Below are 15,384 nucleotides of genomic sequence, written 5' to 3'. Positions count from 1 at the left end.
AGAATAAGGGGCATGGCTAAAGATGTAGAGAAGATCGGTCGCGCAAACCCGGCGTGGCCTGAGCACACCCCAGGTAATGGTCACCCCGTGACGGAGATTTCCTCGAAGATCGCCGGCGCCTCCAGCCCCTTCGGCAACGAGCTCGTGCTGCCGATGCCGGCTGAGGAAACCGGTTACGTGCACCCGACCACGCGCATCAACCGCTAGCGCGCCCGCGGCACGAAAAAGCGCCTCCCCGGTTCCCCAACAGGGATCCGCGGAGGCGCTTTGCTGTGCGCTGCACAGCCGCCGTTTAGCCGTTTAGCGCAGTGCCTGTGCCTGCACCTGGGCGATGATGCCGTTGATGTTGCCGTTGAAGACGGCGTCGATCAGCGGCAGGTTCGCCTTGTAGAACGCGTTGTAGTCGTGGCGGTTCGCGGCGTAGGTGTTGTGGACCTGCGCCGGGACGCCGAGGCCGGCGTTGTTCAGCGTGGTGACAACCTGGGAGTACAGCTCGTCGACGGCCAGGGTGGTGTCCTCCTGGACCGGAGCCTGCTCAGCCGGGGCGGCCGGTGCGGGCGCCGGAGCCGACTCGGGGGCCGGAGCTGGCTGGACTGCCTGGGCTGCCTGCGCGTCGCGGTTGGTCGGCGCGGAGTTCAGGCCGAGGCTGGCGGAGCAAGCGGGCCATGCGCCCCAGCCCTGCTGCGCCAGGGTGCGCTCGGCGACGATGATCTGCTGCTCGCGGGTGGCCTGGTCCGCGGTCGGGGCGAACTCGCCGCCGCCGTACGCCTGCCAGGTGCCGTAGTTGAACTGCAGGCCACCGTAGTAGCCGTTGCCGGTGTTGATGTGCCAGTTGCCGCCGGCCTCGCAGCCTGCGAGACGGTCCCAGTCGGAGTCGGGAGCGGCGGATGCCTGCGGAGCAAGCGCGCCGGCACCTGCAAGGGCTGCTGCCGCTGCGGTGCCTGCGAGGGCCTTCTTGGCCGGGGAAGTGGTCTGCTTGGAGTGGCGACCCATAGGTGAAAAATCCTCTCTTGGTACTGCCTGTCTAGCGTTGCGGGTCAGCCTAGCGGTTTATAACGATTGAGTCACGCAATGGGTACGAAACGGGTGTCGGTGAGGCGTGGCGTCGACAAGCGTGGCCCCGAAAGCGCTGGTCAAGGCGTTGCAGAAATATTCAGTGAGTTACGCCACAGTGGTGCGGTTTGGAAGCGGGAGGAGGTGGATGGGTACGATCACCTCTTTCGTTAAGGTGAAGGGAACGCCCTTACGGGCACGATACGAGTAAAGGAAGATGCATTATGCCTATCGGAAAGGTGAAGTGGTTCGACGCCGACAAGGGCTTCGGCTTCGCATCCAACCCGGGTGAAGAGGACGTCTTTATTGGCAAGTCCGTGCTTCCCGACGGCGTCGAGGAGCTCGTCCCCGGCCAGCGCATCGAGTTCGATTTCGCGGCCGGGCGCAAGGGCCCGCAGGCGCTGCGAGTGAAGGTGTTGGAGACGCCGAAGCGTCGCCCCGTGCACAAGCACACCCCGGAGCAGCTGGGGAGCATGCTCGCTGACGTGATGACCATGATTGAGACCGAGGTCCAGCCGGCGCTGACCAACGGCCGCTACCCGGACCGCAAGGAATCCCGCCAGGTGGCGGAGATCCTGCGCGCCGTGGCCCGCGAGCTCGACGCGTAGCGGGGCATTGCTTATCGACGCCTACGCGTCACCCACACCAACCGACCACGTGGCGAGGACAGGGATTTCTTCCCCGTCCTCGCCACGATCTATTTCCAGCGCCGAGACCTCCGCAACCACGAGGCGCGCGCCCGACTCCGTCACCGCCTGCACGGTCTGCTCGTTGGACTCGTTCGACTGAAACACTTGCTCGTTGTTCGCCGCGGGGTCGTCGTAGATGGTGAGCAGGCGCCACCCGGAGCTGGAGATCTCTTCCGGCACGTTGAATCGCAGCTCGGTCGCGTCGCCCAGCTCAAGCGCGGGCGGCTCGCCGCCGTCGCACTGCTCATCCAGCGGGCAGACCGTGTACGGCGCCAGCTCCTGCGAATTGTCCCCCGCGGCGACCTGCACGCGGACGTCGTGCACCGGTGTCGACGGCGCGGAGCGCTGCCACTCCAAGAACGCGTAGATGCCCCCGACCAGCACAATCACGAGCACGGCGATGACCGCGATCTGCTTCAGCGCGCCGCCACCCGACGCCGCTCCGGACTGTTTTGCCGTAGATGCCATGCGCGCCAGTGTAACCGGGTGCGCTAGCCGGACTGGCCGTCGGCCGGTTCGAAAGTGACCCGGTACAGGTCCGGCCAGCGCTTGCCGGCCAGCAGGAATTCGTCCGTGCCCGGCAGGTGTGCGATGCCGTTGAGTACGTTGTTCGGGTCGGGGGAGGCGTGGTTGGGGAGCGCGGAGGCGTCGATAAGCGCTGTGACCTCGCCCGAGTTGGCGTCGATGCGCACAATATCCGTGGTGGTAAACACGTTGGCGTAGATGTCGTCGCCCACGCACTCGAGCTCATTGAGCCCGGTGACGGGGGCGCCGTCGGAGGTGACGCGGAACCGCTCGCGCTCCTCAAGCGAATCCGGATCCATGCGGCGCAGCTCCGCAGAGCCGTCGGAGAAGATGAGCTCCTCGCCCCGATTGCACAGGCCCCAGCCCTCGCCCTCGTAGGAGACGCGACCCGTCTCTTCCAGCGTGGAGGCGTCGCGGCGGATGGCGGTGTTGTCCTGCCAGGTGAGCTGCCAGAGCGCATCGCCCACGCGGGTGATGCCCTCGCCGAACAGCTCCGGGTCCAGGTCCACCGACTGCGACTCGGCGCCGTCGAGCGAGCGCCGGTAGATGCGGGACTCACCCTCCTGCCCGGTGCCCACCAGCAGCGAGCCGTCCTGGTCCACCTCCAGGCCCTGGGTAAAGCTGGTGGGGTCGAAATCGTAGCGCTCCTGCACGACCGCGCGCAGGCGCTCGGGGGCAGCATTTGGCACTGTGTCGGGCACGGTGTCGGGCAGGGCGTCGGGCACGGTGTCGTCGTCGCACGCGGTCAGCGATGCGCAGACGGCAAGGGAGGCAGCGGCTACTGCGGCTGCGCGGCGAGTGAAGATCATGCCCCTATCTTGCACCACCTGCACACCCGCTGTACTCGTGCGCCCGGTGTCGCGCATAATGGTGAGCGTGTCACATTCCAACAAACGCTCCCGCAAGCGGCCCGACGCGGCCACGCCACTGCTCAGCGCCAACGCGATCGACACCGCGCGCGAAGCGCTCGAAGAGATCGCGCAGCCCGAGGAAATCGGTGAGCACATCGGCGTGGGCGGGTTGAGCCACAACGTCGCGACGCATCGGTTTGCCGCGCAGGTCCCCGGGTACCCCGGCTGGGAATGGAACGTCGTCGTCGCCTGCGCCACGGGCTCCGACTGGGTGACCATCAACGAGCTCGCGCTCATGCCCGCTGCCGGCGCGCTCGAAGCGCCCGACTGGGTGCCGTACTCCGAGCGGCTGCGCCCCGGCGACCTCGGCCCGGGCGACATCATCGAGATCGCGCCTGACGACGATCGCCTCACCGAAGACTCCTTCTCCCGCCACGCCGTCACGTTCCCGGGGCGGGAAACGAAGCACTACCTCACCGAAAAGGGGCTCAGCGACGCGGAGAAGCGCTGGCGCACCGGCGACTACGGCCCCAACAGCGAGTTTGCAGAGAAGGCAGCGCTGCACTGCCGCAGCTGCGCGTTCTACGTCCCGATGGGCGAGCCGGTCGGCGACAGCTTCGGCGTGTGCACCAACGAGTACTCGGCTGACGGTCACGTCGTCGCCGCGTCCTACGGGTGCGGCGCCCACGCCGATACGACGGTGGACTCCGTCGGGCTCTAGCGCGGCTTGCCTAAAGCGGTGTCGCCCGCCCGCGGCGCAGCTCGTTGACCTCACGGTGCGTCGGCACTTCGCGGCGCTCCACCCAGCGGCGTGCCGGGCGCCGCGTCCCGTACTCCAGCCACGACGTGACCAGGCGCGCGCCGCACAGCGGGTCGACCACCCACACCTCGCTGGTGAGCAGGTCCGAGCGGACGAAGCCGCCGTCGAGGTGGCGTACCTCGACGCCCTGTCCAGCGAGAATGTCCACCACGCCGTCGAGCGCGATCGAGGCGGAGGTGTGCTCGTGGCTCGATACGTACGCGGCCCCGTGCCTGAGCAGGAGGAGGGGGTTCATGATGGCGGAGACGACCCGGCCCGTGGCGTCGACAAGCAGGCCCTCATCGGCCCCCGCCTGAGCGAGTTCGAGCCGCTGCCACCCCAGGTCCGGGCCGACAAAGGCGGGGGTGGTGCGCTCGTCGCGCACCGGCTGGGCGGCGACCGCGATCTCCAGCGGCATAGGGGCCAGCGGGCGAAGCTCGAGGGAGGCCGAGCTGCCCTCGACCACGAGGACCGCGCGGCGCGTACCACCCACCAGGCTTAGGCGGAGGCGGAGCCGATGTATCTCGGCGGTGGACACGCCGAGGTGGCGCAGCTCGGAGGTGTACGCGGCGGCGTCGACAACCGCCCCCTCTTGCACGACGAAGGTGAATGAGTGCACCGCGGGCCTTTCCGTGGGTGGGGCAGTGGTTGCAATGGTCGTATTTGTAAAAATGCCAAGAAAAGTGACAGTCTATGTCACGGAAACGGCTGTATGTATCCAGGCCGTGCCATTCATAATTCAATCATCCTGAAAGGGATAGGGGAGAACATCCGACGTGAGTACCGTCACCTCAAACGCCTCGCCGCAGGGCGGGCTTGACCGATTCTTTCACATCAACGAACGCGGCTCCACCGTCGGCACGGAGATCCGCGCCGGCGTAGTTACCTTCTTCGCAATGGCCTACATCGTGCTGCTCAACCCGCTGATCCTGGGCACCAGCGCGGACCGCGACGGCGTGGTGCTGGGAATCCCGCAGGTCGCCGCCGTGACCGCGCTCGCCGCGGGCGTGATGAGCATTCTCTTCGGCGTGATTGCCAAGTACCCCTTCGGCATCGCCACCGGCCTCGGCCTGAACACGCTCGTGGCCGTCACGCTCGTGGGGCAGCAGGGGCTGACCTGGCCGGAGGCCATGGGGCTGGTGGTCATCGACGGCATCATCATCGTCCTGCTCGCCATCTCCGGCTTCCGCACCGCGGTATTTGACGCGATTCCGGACTCCATGAAGGTGGCCATGAGCGTGGGCATTGGCATGTTCATCGCCATGATCGGCCTCGTGGACGCGGGCTTTGTCCGCCGCGTGCCCGATGCAGCAATGACCACCGTGCCGGTCCAGCTGGGCTTTAGCGGCTCCATCGCCTCCTGGCCCACCTTCGTCTTCGTCATCGGCCTGATCATCTGCGGCTTCATGGTCGCACGCAACGTGCCTGGCGGACTGTTCATCGGGATCGTCATCACCACCATCATCTCCCTGATCGTGGAGCACTTCGCCGGCGCCGGTTCCTCCGCGGATGACCCGCACGGCTGGTCGCTCGCCGTGCCGGAGCTGCCCAGCTCGCTCGGCGGCGTCCCCGACCTGTCGCTCGTGGGCAACATCGACCTGGCGGGCGCGTTCGTGCACCTGGGTGTTGTCGCCGCCTCGCTGCTGGTGTTCACCCTGGTCCTCGCCAACTTCTTCGACGCGATGGGCACCATGACGGCGCTCGGCCGCCAGGCCGAGGTGACCGACGGGCACGGCAACCTGCCCGACATGAAGCGCGCCCTGGTTGTCGAGGGCTTCGGCGCGGTGCTCGGCGGCGCCGCCTCCTCGTCCTCCAACACCGTCTTCGTCGACTCCTCCGCAGGCATCGCCGACGGCGCGCGCACCGGCCTGGCCAACGTGGTCACCGGCGTGCTCTTCCTCGCCGCCATGTTCTTCACCCCGCTGTATGAGATGGTGCCCATCGAGGCCGCAGCACCGGTCCTCGTCGTCGTGGGCGCCCTGATGATGATGCAGGTGGGCAGCATTGACTGGACCCGCTTCGACGTCGCCTTCCCGGCGTTTCTCACCATCATCGTCATGCCGCTGACCTACTCCATTGCCAACGGCATCGGCGTCGGCTTCATCGCGTTCACCGTGATGGCCGTGTTCACCGGCAAGCACAAGCAGATCCACTGGATCATGTGGCTCATCTCGGCCCTGTTCGTGGTCTACTTCGCGCAGGGCCCGCTGCTCGCCGCACTGAGCTAGGAGATTCATGCTTATCGACGACCCCCAGGACCCCCGCCTTGACGACATCCGCGACCTCAAACACTCCGATAAGGAGAAAGGGCTGGTCTTCGCCGAGGGCCCGCTCGTCGCGGGCCGTCTCGTGGAGTCCCGCTTCCCGGTCCGCGCCATCTACGGCTTCGGCGGCCGGCTCGAATCCTTCCTTCAGGACTACGGCGAGGAGCTCGAGCGCCGCGAGATCCCGGTCTACGAGATCACCCGGAAGATCATGGGCGAGGTCGCCGGCTACGACATGCACCGCGGCCTGCTCGCCTCCGCGGACAAGGCGCCCGAGCGCAGCGTCGCCGAGGTCCTCGACGGCGCGCGCACGCTTGTCATCCTGGAGGGCGTGGGCGACCACGAAAACATTGGGTCCATCTTCCGCAACGCGGCGGGCATGGGCGTGGACGGCGTCCTGTTCGGCGCGGCGACCGCCGACCCGCTGTATCGCCGCAGCGTGCGCGTCTCCATGGGCCACGTCCTGCGCACCCCGTTTGCGCACCTCGAGGGCACGACCACGACCTGGCAGCGCTCCCTGCAGGAGCTCAAGGACGACGGATGGTGGCTTGTTTCGCTCACCCCGGCCGACGACGCAGTGCTGCTGCGCGAGGCCGTGGAAGATCACGACAAGATCGCATTCTTCGTCGGTGGGGAGGGCCCGGGCCTGACGCGCCACGCCATGGCCGCGACCGACGTGCGCGCAAAGATCCCCATGGCGCCGGGAACCGACTCGCTGAACGTGGCGACGTCAGCCGCGATTGCGTTCTACGAGGCGCAGCGCTCCCGGTCTTAGCGGTCCGAGTGCCGGATGCGGTCCTGGATCTGCGCCGCCAGTCGCTTGAGGCGGCGCGAGAGGCCGCGGCCGATGCGCTTGGTGGCGGCGAGGGAGGCGTCGGCAAGCTGCGCAAACTCGTGCCCGTCCTCCTCCGGGGCTTCGACCTCGTAGTCGTCGTAGTCCTTCTCCGTATCTGCGAAGCGGGCGGCGACCTCATTGACCGACTTGGTCCGCGGCTTCGCCGGGCCGATCTTCGGCTCCGGGCGGCCGTCGATGGCGTAGCCCACCACGTGCACGTCCGGCCCCTCCGGGCTGACGGGGACACCCAGCCAGGCCTCCTGCGCCGCATCGGTGAGGCCCGACGGCTCGAAGGGGAGCGTGATCCCTCCCAGCTGCTCCGCTTTCTCGCCCGCCCAGTAGGGGGCCTCGAACGGGTCGGGCAGGCCGACGTCCTCGAGCACTACCTCGCGGGTCGCGGCCAGCGCGCGGCGTACCTGCGTGCTCGTGTAGTGGGCAAATCCGGCGTAGTCCGAGTCCGTGCCCTGCGCGAACACGTAGGTGTCTGTCGCCGGCAGCGCCTCGCGGAGGTGGGCGGTGACCTCGGAGGCGTCGGTCACGGTGTCCATCGACTCCACGAAGGTCTGCACGACGGCGACGCCCGGGTAGCCCGCGATGTAGAACTCGTCCGGCCCCGGGGTGGAGGAGCGGTTGAGGGGGAACTCGCCGATCGGGGTGATCGGCCAGGCGGGGTTGATCTGGCTGAGCAGTTTGCGGCCGAAGCCGCGATCGGCCTTCGGCTCGGAGCGCAGCACGGCAGCGGGGTCGTCAGTGCTGACAAACCACACGGTCACAATGGCAGGGTATGACATGTCACTTAGTTTAAGGAATGTGGCGTCCGCTGCGCGGCCTTTGCTCGGCGTGTTCGCCCGCTACTTCTTTGGGCGCTTGGTATTTGTACGGACCCCGAGTAGGACGTCTTCCCAGTGCGGGGTCACTGCTTTGCGGCGCCGCTTCTGCGGGGCCTGGCTCTCCGGGTGCTGCAGGAAATCGCCCTCGGTCACTGCGGACTCTGTTGGCGTGGTGGGCGTGGTGGGTGCAGTGGGATCGGCCGGCGCGCCGGTTTCGCCGTCGGCCTCGTTGGCTTCCGGCGCGTTGAGCTCTTCCGGTGCTTCGCCGTCGTCCGCGCTCACCGCGGTGAGCGAGCGCACCGGCTGCACAAAGTTGGGGTCCGTGAGATCTGCCGCGACGCCGTTGCGCGCCTCTGTCGACGCGGTCGCGCCCATCGAGCGTTGCAGCGTCCACTGCGCCTCGTTCTCTGTCAGGCCGGCGCGCCAGCGCAGGTGCACGACCCACGCGTCGCCCGGCTGGCGGGTGGCGTCCCACTCCGCCTCGCTCAGCGAGTGGCCGCGGGCGGCGAACGCGGTGGCAAGGATCTCAAACAGGGAGAGCTTCGCGGGGCCGTCGTCGCGAACCGGGTGCGATTGCTTGGCGGCCTCCGCGATCTGCGCGCGCTCCAGCATGACGGGGTGGGCGTAGGGGTCGACGCGGCTTTCCGCCACGCCCATCTCCTGCGCCAGCTCGGCGGCCGTCGCGCCGGCGCGGATGCGCGCCTGGATTTCCTTCGGCGGGAGGGAAAGGGGAGTGGACAGGAGCGGGTCCGGCTCCGGCAGGGGGCGCTGCTTGGCCATCTGGCTCAAGGCGCTGTACTCCGGGGTGTCGTCGGGTACTGAGGGCTCTGAGGGTTCAGAGGGCTCTGGCGCCTCCTGCGGCTCCGGTGCTTCTGCGGGCGCGTCCTCGGCCTCGGTCGGCGCCGGGTGGAGCGGGTGGATGGTGCTGCCGGACGCGGGCGTGTCGGCGACATCGGGGGCACTGTCGGCACTGTAGACGCTGTCAAACTCGGAGCGGGCGATCTGGAAGCTCACGCCGTCTGCGTCACGAAGCACAAAAAACTTCGCCGTCGATTCATCTGCCATCAGGTGCAGCTCGCGCATGGATCTCCCTTCGCCCGGTCAGTTCACCCCAGCCTAGCGCACCCCGCCGGGGCGCTGCGGTAGACACGGGGCGTTTGTGCTGGCCCTCGGGTTGTCGTTACTTTTGGCCGACGCCCTGGCCGAGCAACCAATCGATCGCCTGCGTGAGCGTGCGCACGTCCTGCGACTCAATCGCCGGGAACATACCGATGCGCAGCTGGTTCCGGCCCAGCTTGCGGTAGGGCTCGGTGTCCAGGATGCCGTTGGCGCGGAGCGCCTTGGCCAGCTCGGCGGCGTCGACGCGCGCATCAAAGTCGATCGTGCCCACGACGAGGGAGCGCTGCGCGGGGTCCTGGACAAAGGGGGCGGCTAGCTCGTGTGCGTCGGCCCAGCCGTAGAGCGCTTGCGCATTTGCGGAGGTGCGCTCGACCATGCCGTCCAGGCCGCCGTTCGCGTTCATCCACGACAACTGCTCCGCCAGCATGAGCAGCGTGGCGACGGCGGGGGTGTTGTAGGTCTGGTTCTTGCGTGAGTTGTCCACCGCGGTTTGCAGGTCCAGGAACGCGGGAATGAAGCGGTCGGACGCTTTGACCTCGGCGATGCGGTCGAGGGCGGCGGGGCTCATCGCCGCCAGCCACAGGCCGCCGTCGGAGGCGAAGCACTTCTGCGGGGAGAAGTAATAGATGTCCGCGTCCTGCATGGAAACGGGGAGTCCCCCGGCGCCCGAGGTGGCGTCGATAAGCACGAGCGCTTCGGTGTCGGGGCGGGTGACGGGCACCATGGCGCCTGTCGACGTCTCGTTGTGGGCCCAGGCGACGACGTCGGCGTCCTCGCTGTCGAGGCCGTTGAACTCGGCGGGGCTCGGGGCGGATCCGGGGTCGGCCTGAACGAGCCGCGGCTCGTCGAGCCAGGGCGCCTTCGCAGCGGCCTTGGCAAACTTGGAGGAGAACTCGCCGAAGGTTAGGTGTGCGGACCGCTGCTTGATCACGCCGAAGGTTGCGGCATCCCAGAAGGCGGTGGCGCCGCCGAGCGAGAGGACGACCTCGTAGCCGTCCGGCAGGTCGAAGAGCGCGGCGAGCCCCTCGCGGACCTCGCCCACCAGGTTCTTCACCGCCGGCTGGCGGTGGGAGGTACCGATCACGTCCGCGCCGCGGGCGATCGCTTCGAGCTGCGCCGGGCGGACCTTGGACGGACCGCACCCGAAGCGGCCGTCGGTGGGGATCAGGTTGGAGGGGAGGGTGGGGTAGGTGCTCATGTGGCGTCTTTCCTCGTTTGGAGCCGGGAAACTTGCAGTGCAATGCATAATATAATGCATGACAAAACGGGGGTGGAACAGTTTAGTTTCACAGATTCTGGCGATTGCTGTTGTGGGCTGTGTGGCGGACGGGCTGCTCACGGCTACTTGTCATACGGATCACAAACTTTGCTAGGATGGCGGAGGTAATTCTTCGGCTTGCGCCGAACAACGCGATCAATCGTGGAAAGGCACACTGTGGCTACTGAGAACAACGAGAAGGCGGTACTCCACTACCCGGGTGGCGAGTACGAGATGGACATCATGAAGGCTTCCGAGGGCAACGACGGCGTTGTCCTTGGCAAGATGCTGGGCGAGACCGGCCTGGTGACCTTCGACCCGGGCTACGTTTCCACAGGTTCCACCGAGTCCAAGATCACCTACATTGACGGTGACGCTGGCATTCTGCGCTACCGCGGTTACGACATTGCGGACCTGGCCAACAACGCCAGCTTCAACGAGGTCTCCTACCTGCTGATCCGCGGCGAGCTGCCGACCACGGATGAGCTGGAGAAGTTCAACACCGAGATTCGCCACCACACGCTGCTGGATGAGGACTTTAAGGCGGCGTTCAACGTCTTCCCGCGCAACGCGCACCCGATGGCCGTGCTGGCTTCCTCGGTGAACATCCTCTCCGCGTACTACCAGGACCAGCTCGACCCGTTGGACGAGGAGCAGCTGGACAAGGCCACCGTGCGCCTGATGGCAAAGGTGCCGATGCTGGCTGCGTACGCTTACCGCGCATCGCAGGGCAAGCCGTACATGTACCCGGATAACTCGCTCAACGCGCGCGAGAACTTCCTGCGCATGATGTTTGGTTACCCGACCGAGCCGTACGAGGTCGACCCGGTCCTGGTCAAGGCGCTGGACAAGTTGCTGATCCTGCACGCTGACCACGAGCAGAACTGCTCCACCTCCACCGTCCGCATGATCGGCTCCGCGCAGGCGAACATGTTCGTCTCCATCGCCGGCGGCATCAACGCGCTGGCTGGCCCGCTGCACGGCGGCGCAAACCAGGCGGTGCTGGAGATGCTCGAGGACATCAAGACGAACCACGACGGCGACGCCACCGACTTCATGAACCGCGTGAAGAACAAGGAAAAGGGCGTCCGCCTGATGGGCTTCGGCCACCGCGTGTACAAGAACTACGACCCGCGCGCCGCGATCGTCAAGGAGACCGCGCACGAGGTGCTCGAGCACCTGGGCGGCGACGAGCTGCTTGACCTGGCGATGAAGCTCGAGGAGATCGCCCTGAAGGACGATTACTTCGTCTCCCGCAAGCTCTACCCGAACGTGGACTTCTACACCGGCCTGATCTACCGTGCGATGGGCTTCCCCACCGACTTCTTTACGGTCCTCTTCGCCATCGGCCGCCTCCCGGGCTGGATCGCGCAGTACCGCGAGCAGCTGGAGATGAACACCAAGATCAACCGCCCGCGCCAGATCTACACCGGCTACCAGCAGCGCGACTTCATCCCGCGCGACCAGCGATAGGAAAACCGCAGGTAGCAGGCGCGGATAACCGTCGAGAATGAGATTTCCCTTATACTTCGGGGAAAACCGTTCTCGGCGGTTTCGCATTTTCACGATTGTTTCTTCAAGGAGAATTCACATACATGGAAAAGCCGACCATCACTGTTCCGAACGAGCCGGCGCCGAAAGACCTGGTCATCAATGACCTCGTTGTCGGTGACGGCGCTGAAGCGGTGCCAGGCGGCTACGTCAAGGTGCACTACCTCGGCGTGTTCTACGAGTCTGGCGAGGAGTTCGACTCCTCGTGGGACCGCGGTAGCGTGGCAGAGTTCTGGCTCAGCGGCCTGATTGAAGGCTGGCAGGAGGGCATCCCCGGCATGAAGGTCGGCGGCCGCCGCGAGCTGATCGTCCCGCCGGAGAAAGGCTACGGTCCTGCGGGTGCCCCCAGCCCGCTCGCTGGGCGTACCCTCGTCTTTGTCATCGACTTGATCGACGTCCGCTAAGAGAGGACCACGCATGCGCATCCCAGTCACCACGCTCAACGACGGCTACGATTTCCCGCTCCTCGGCCTGGGCACCTACAAGCTTTCCGACGAGGACGTGAACAAGGTCATCCGCCGCGCCATCGAGCTCGGCTACCGTCACATCGACACCGCCTCTTTCTACGGCAACGAGGAGGCCGTGGGCAAGGCGCTCAACGACGCCATCTCGGCCGGTGATGTCACCCGCGAGGACCTGTTCGTGACCACCAAGCTGTGGAACGACGACCAGGACCGCGTCGCGGCCGCATACCAGGAGTCGCTCAAGCGTCTGGACCTCGAGTTCATCGACCTCTACCTGGTCCACTGGCCGTGGCCGCAGAAGGGGCTCTACGTGTCGGCCTTTGAGGAGCTGGTGCACCTCCAGGGGATGGGCCAGCTGCAGTCCGTTGGTGTGGCCAACTTCTACCCGGAGGTCCTGGACGAGATCACCAAGGCCACCGGTGTTACGCCGGTGCTCAACCAGGTCGAGCTGCACGCCGGGTTCACCCAGCCGGAGCTGCGCGAGTACCACGCCGAGCACGGCATCGTCACCGAGGCGTGGGCTCCGCTGGCGCGCGGGAAGAACTTCGACGATCCCGCCATCGCCGGTGTTGCGGACAAGCATGGCGTGACGCCCGCCCAGGTCGTGCTGGCGTACCTGCTGCAGATGGGCGTGTCCGTCGTGCCGAAGACGGCGAACCCCGCACGCTTGGAGGAAAACCTGGGCGCGCTGAGCGTCAAGCTTGACGACGCCGACGTGGCCGCCCTCGACGGCGTGCAGGGTGAGCGCATGTCCGGCGATCCGCTGACGTTCCCCGGAGACGTGGAGTAGCGGTCCACTCAGCGCACACGGAGGGTCTACCCGATGGCGGGTAGGCCCTTTTTGCTGCGCGTTTTGGCGGGGGAGGGGCGCTGTACGGGGGTAGTCGTATGATCATTGGTTTTTCCTGCTAAAAGCATGTTTTGAGCGTCGGGGTCACGTTAGCACGAAAACGTTATCTGGTAATCACACATGGCCCGCGTGTGGGGTAGGTAACATCCAGTGTGTCGAGTTGAAGGTGGCACATCATGATGCTGCAAGCCGTGCTGGTCCGCCTCTGCAGACATTGCAAACAGAGCACTCGTGAACTTGTACAAGACAAGAAAGGATAGAAGCCGTGACTGGATCGACTTCCATCCCACAACGTCGGGAACCCACCCCCGACGAATTTGTGGCTATGCAGCGCAGTCCCGAATTCCAAGACCTCCGCAAGACGTTCCGTGGATTTACGTTCCCCGTATCGGTGGCGTTCTTCCTCTGGTTCCTCGTCTTCGTGGTCGTGGCGACGCTGATGCCGGAGGCAATGGCCACGCCCTTCCTCGGGCTCAACGTCGGGCTGTGGCTCGGCCTGGCGCAGTTCTTCACCACGTTCCTCATCACCTGGGTGTACGTGAAGTGGGCGAACAAAAACCTGGAGCCGCGCGCGGCTCACATCCGAGAAGTCATGGAGGGCTAACACATGCAGGAATACATCCTCGCGGCGCCAGAGGCGGACGGCGCCGGCAACCCGCTGCTGAACATTGCGGTCTTTGCCATCTTCATCATCGTCACCCTCTACGTGGTGACCCGCGCTGGTAAGACGACCAGCGAGTCCGCCGACTTCTACACCGGTGGTTCCTCCTTCAGCGGTACCCAGAACGGCCTGGCTATTGCGGGCGACTACCTATCCGCCGCATCCTTCCTGGGCATTGTGGGATCCATCGCGCTGAGCGGCTACGACGGCTTCTTGTACTCCATCGGCTTCTTCGTCGCGTGGCTCGTCGCCCTGCTGTTGGTGGCAGAGCCGCTGCGCAACGTCGGCCGCTTCACCATGGCGGACGTCCTGTCCTTCCGCCTGCGCCAGAAGCCGGTGCGCGTCGCCGCGGCGTTTGGCACCCTGTTCGTGTCGCTGTTCTACCTCATCGCCCAGATGGCGGGCGCGGGCTCGCTGGTTTCGGTCCTCCTGAACCTGCACAGCTACTCCGCCCAGGCGATTTGCGTGGGCATCGTCGGCGTGATCATGATCGTCTACGTCCTTGTTGGCGGTATGAAGGGCACCACCTACGTGCAGATGATTAAGGCCGTGCTGCTCGTTGCCGGTGTTGCCGTGATGACGGTGTTGGTGTTTGTCAAGATCCGCGGCGGCATGAACACGCTCTTCGACGATGCGATCAGCGCCCACGCCGCCTCCGACTACCTGGCGTCGAAGGGCTACGAAGCCGAAGAGATTATGAAGCCGGGCCTGAAGTACGGCGCGACCCTGACCAAGCAGATTGACTTCATCTCGCTCGGCCTCACCCTGGTGCTCGGCACCGCGGGCCTACCGCACGTGCTGATGCGCTTCTACACCGTGCCCACCGCGAAGGAAGCGCGCAAGTCCGTGACCTGGGCCATCGTGCTCATCGGTGTGTTCTATCTGTTCACCCTGGTGCTGGGCTACGCAGCCGCAGCCCTGGTCGGCCCGGACCGCATCCTCGCCGCTCCCGGCGGTGCGAACTCCGCGGCCCCGCTGCTGGCGTTCGAGCTGGGTGGCTCCTTCTTCATGGCGCTGATCTCCGCGGTCGCCTTCGCAACGGTGCTCGCCGTGGTCTCCGGCCTGGCCATCACCGCCTCCGCGTCCATCGCGCACGATGTGTACGCCTCGGTGATCCGTGACGGCGAGGCCACCGAGGACGAGCAGGTCCGCGTCTCCCGCATCACCGTGGTGATCCTGGGCATCGTCTCGATCATCCTGGGCATCCTGGCGATGTCCCAGAACGTGGCGTTCCTGGTCTCCCTGGCGTTCGCCATCGCGGCGTCCGCAAACCTGCCGACCATCCTGTTCTCCCTGTACTGGAAGCGGTTCAACACCACCGGCGCGGTCGTGTCCATCTACACCGGCCTCATCTCCGCCCTGGTGCTGATCTTCCTGTCCCCGGCAGTCTCCGGCGCGGAGACCGCGATGTTCCCCAACGCCGACTGGGCCATCTTCCCGCTGTCCAGCCCGGGCATCGTGTCCATCCCGCTCGGCTTCCTTGCCGGCATCATTGGCACCTTCATGGGCAAGCCGGACAACTTTGAGGAGAAGCAGGCCGAGATGGAGGTCCGCTCCCTGACCGGTGTGGGCGTGGAGGCTCCGGTCGACCACTAGCCACACAAAACACTCCATCCGCGTGCGACGCCGGCCTGA

17 protein-coding genes are annotated in these 15,384 nt (G+C 66.1%); 10 read left to right on the top strand and 7 right to left on the bottom strand.

The features are described 5' to 3' along the window. The first annotated feature begins 12 nt into the window (after positions 1-12). Entirely contained in the window at positions 13-207 is a 195-nt protein-coding gene (locus CKJ84_RS04055; protein WP_095277162.1) for a hypothetical protein, read from the top strand. 93 nt (positions 208-300) lie between these two features. Here CKJ84_RS04055 and CKJ84_RS04050 read toward each other — a convergent pair whose 3' ends face one another. Then, a complete protein-coding gene (locus CKJ84_RS04050; protein WP_095546017.1) occupies positions 301-993 on the bottom strand; it encodes a resuscitation-promoting factor Rpf1 domain-containing protein in 693 nt (230 codons plus the stop codon). Between the two features lie 284 nt (positions 994-1,277). On the opposite strand from CKJ84_RS04050, the gene CKJ84_RS04045 reads away from it, so the two are divergent. Next, entirely contained in the window at positions 1,278-1,661 is a 384-nt protein-coding gene (locus CKJ84_RS04045) for a cold-shock protein (RefSeq protein ID WP_095535797.1), read from the top strand. Between the two features lie 21 nt (positions 1,662-1,682). On the opposite strand, the gene CKJ84_RS04040 is transcribed toward CKJ84_RS04045, so the two are convergent. Continuing rightward, positions 1,683-2,210: a DUF2771 domain-containing protein gene (locus CKJ84_RS04040; protein WP_095546016.1), complete on the bottom strand. Its 528-nt coding sequence runs from the start codon at positions 2,208-2,210 to the stop codon at positions 1,683-1,685. Between the two features lie 23 nt (positions 2,211-2,233). Beyond that, entirely contained in the window at positions 2,234-3,076 is an 843-nt protein-coding gene (locus tag CKJ84_RS04035) for a glutaminyl-peptide cyclotransferase (protein ID WP_095546401.1), read from the bottom strand. A 58-nt stretch (positions 3,077-3,134) separates the two neighbouring features. Here CKJ84_RS04035 and CKJ84_RS04030 point away from each other — a divergent pair, with 58 nt between their 5' ends. Next, positions 3,135-3,839, top strand: a complete 705-nt coding sequence (locus CKJ84_RS04030; protein ID WP_095546015.1) for a DUF3027 domain-containing protein — start codon at positions 3,135-3,137, stop codon at positions 3,837-3,839. A gap of 10 nt (positions 3,840-3,849) precedes the next feature. Here the strand turns inward: CKJ84_RS04030 and CKJ84_RS04025 are convergent, their stop codons facing one another. Next, positions 3,850-4,536, bottom strand: coding sequence for a hypothetical protein (locus CKJ84_RS04025; protein WP_095538227.1), 687 nt, complete (start codon positions 4,534-4,536; stop codon positions 3,850-3,852). A gap of 157 nt (positions 4,537-4,693) precedes the next feature. Here CKJ84_RS04025 and CKJ84_RS04020 point away from each other — a divergent pair, with 157 nt between their 5' ends. Beyond that, the gene (locus CKJ84_RS04020) at positions 4,694-6,145 is read left to right on the top strand and encodes an NCS2 family permease (RefSeq protein ID WP_095546014.1); all 1,452 of its coding nucleotides are present in this window, start codon (positions 4,694-4,696) and stop codon (positions 6,143-6,145) included. Between the two features lie 7 nt (positions 6,146-6,152). Next, a complete protein-coding gene (locus CKJ84_RS04015) occupies positions 6,153-6,956 on the top strand; it encodes an RNA methyltransferase (protein ID WP_095546013.1) in 804 nt (267 codons plus the stop codon). Here the strand turns inward: CKJ84_RS04015 and CKJ84_RS04010 are convergent. The 3 genes from CKJ84_RS04010 to serC all read right to left on the bottom strand — a co-directional run bounded on the left by CKJ84_RS04010 (position 6,953) and on the right by serC (position 10,163). Then, a complete protein-coding gene (locus CKJ84_RS04010; protein ID WP_095546012.1) occupies positions 6,953-7,807 on the bottom strand; it encodes a hypothetical protein in 855 nt (284 codons plus the stop codon). The genes CKJ84_RS04015 and CKJ84_RS04010 overlap by 4 nt on opposite strands. Before the next feature lie 60 nt (positions 7,808-7,867). Further along, positions 7,868-8,929 (bottom strand): septation protein SepH, encoded by a 1,062-nt coding sequence (gene sepH / locus CKJ84_RS04005; protein WP_095546011.1) that lies wholly within the window; start codon positions 8,927-8,929, stop codon positions 7,868-7,870. A 97-nt stretch (positions 8,930-9,026) separates the two neighbouring features. Beyond that, positions 9,027-10,163 (bottom strand): phosphoserine transaminase, encoded by a 1,137-nt coding sequence (gene serC / locus CKJ84_RS04000; protein WP_095546010.1) that lies wholly within the window; start codon positions 10,161-10,163, stop codon positions 9,027-9,029. Between the two features lie 219 nt (positions 10,164-10,382). Here serC and CKJ84_RS03995 point away from each other — a divergent pair, with 219 nt between their 5' ends. The 5 genes from CKJ84_RS03995 to CKJ84_RS03975 all read left to right on the top strand — a co-directional run bounded on the left by CKJ84_RS03995 (position 10,383) and on the right by CKJ84_RS03975 (position 15,345). Continuing rightward, on the top strand, positions 10,383-11,696 hold the full coding sequence (locus tag CKJ84_RS03995) for a citrate synthase (RefSeq protein WP_095277215.1): 1,314 nt from the start codon (positions 10,383-10,385) through the stop codon (positions 11,694-11,696). A 122-nt stretch (positions 11,697-11,818) separates the two neighbouring features. Further along, positions 11,819-12,178 (top strand): FKBP-type peptidyl-prolyl cis-trans isomerase, encoded by a 360-nt coding sequence (locus CKJ84_RS03990; RefSeq protein ID WP_095277137.1) that lies wholly within the window; start codon positions 11,819-11,821, stop codon positions 12,176-12,178. A 13-nt stretch (positions 12,179-12,191) separates the two neighbouring features. Then, on the top strand, positions 12,192-13,028 hold the full coding sequence (locus tag CKJ84_RS03985; protein WP_095546009.1) for an aldo/keto reductase: 837 nt from the start codon (positions 12,192-12,194) through the stop codon (positions 13,026-13,028). Between the two features lie 385 nt (positions 13,029-13,413). Next, a complete protein-coding gene (locus CKJ84_RS03980) occupies positions 13,414-13,692 on the top strand; it encodes a DUF485 domain-containing protein (protein ID WP_095535787.1) in 279 nt (92 codons plus the stop codon). A 3-nt stretch (positions 13,693-13,695) separates the two neighbouring features. Further along, a complete protein-coding gene (locus CKJ84_RS03975) occupies positions 13,696-15,345 on the top strand; it encodes a cation acetate symporter (RefSeq protein WP_095546008.1) in 1,650 nt (549 codons plus the stop codon). Positions 15,346-15,384: the final 39 nt, after the last annotated feature.

Origin of the sequence: Corynebacterium sp. NML 120412 (assembly GCF_002285155.1) — a bacterium.
Lineage (GTDB): Bacteria > Actinomycetota > Actinomycetes > Mycobacteriales > Mycobacteriaceae > Corynebacterium > Corynebacterium gottingense.
The sequence above is the reverse complement of the archived record's forward strand: the minus strand, read 5'-3'. Positions and strand labels throughout refer to the sequence as shown.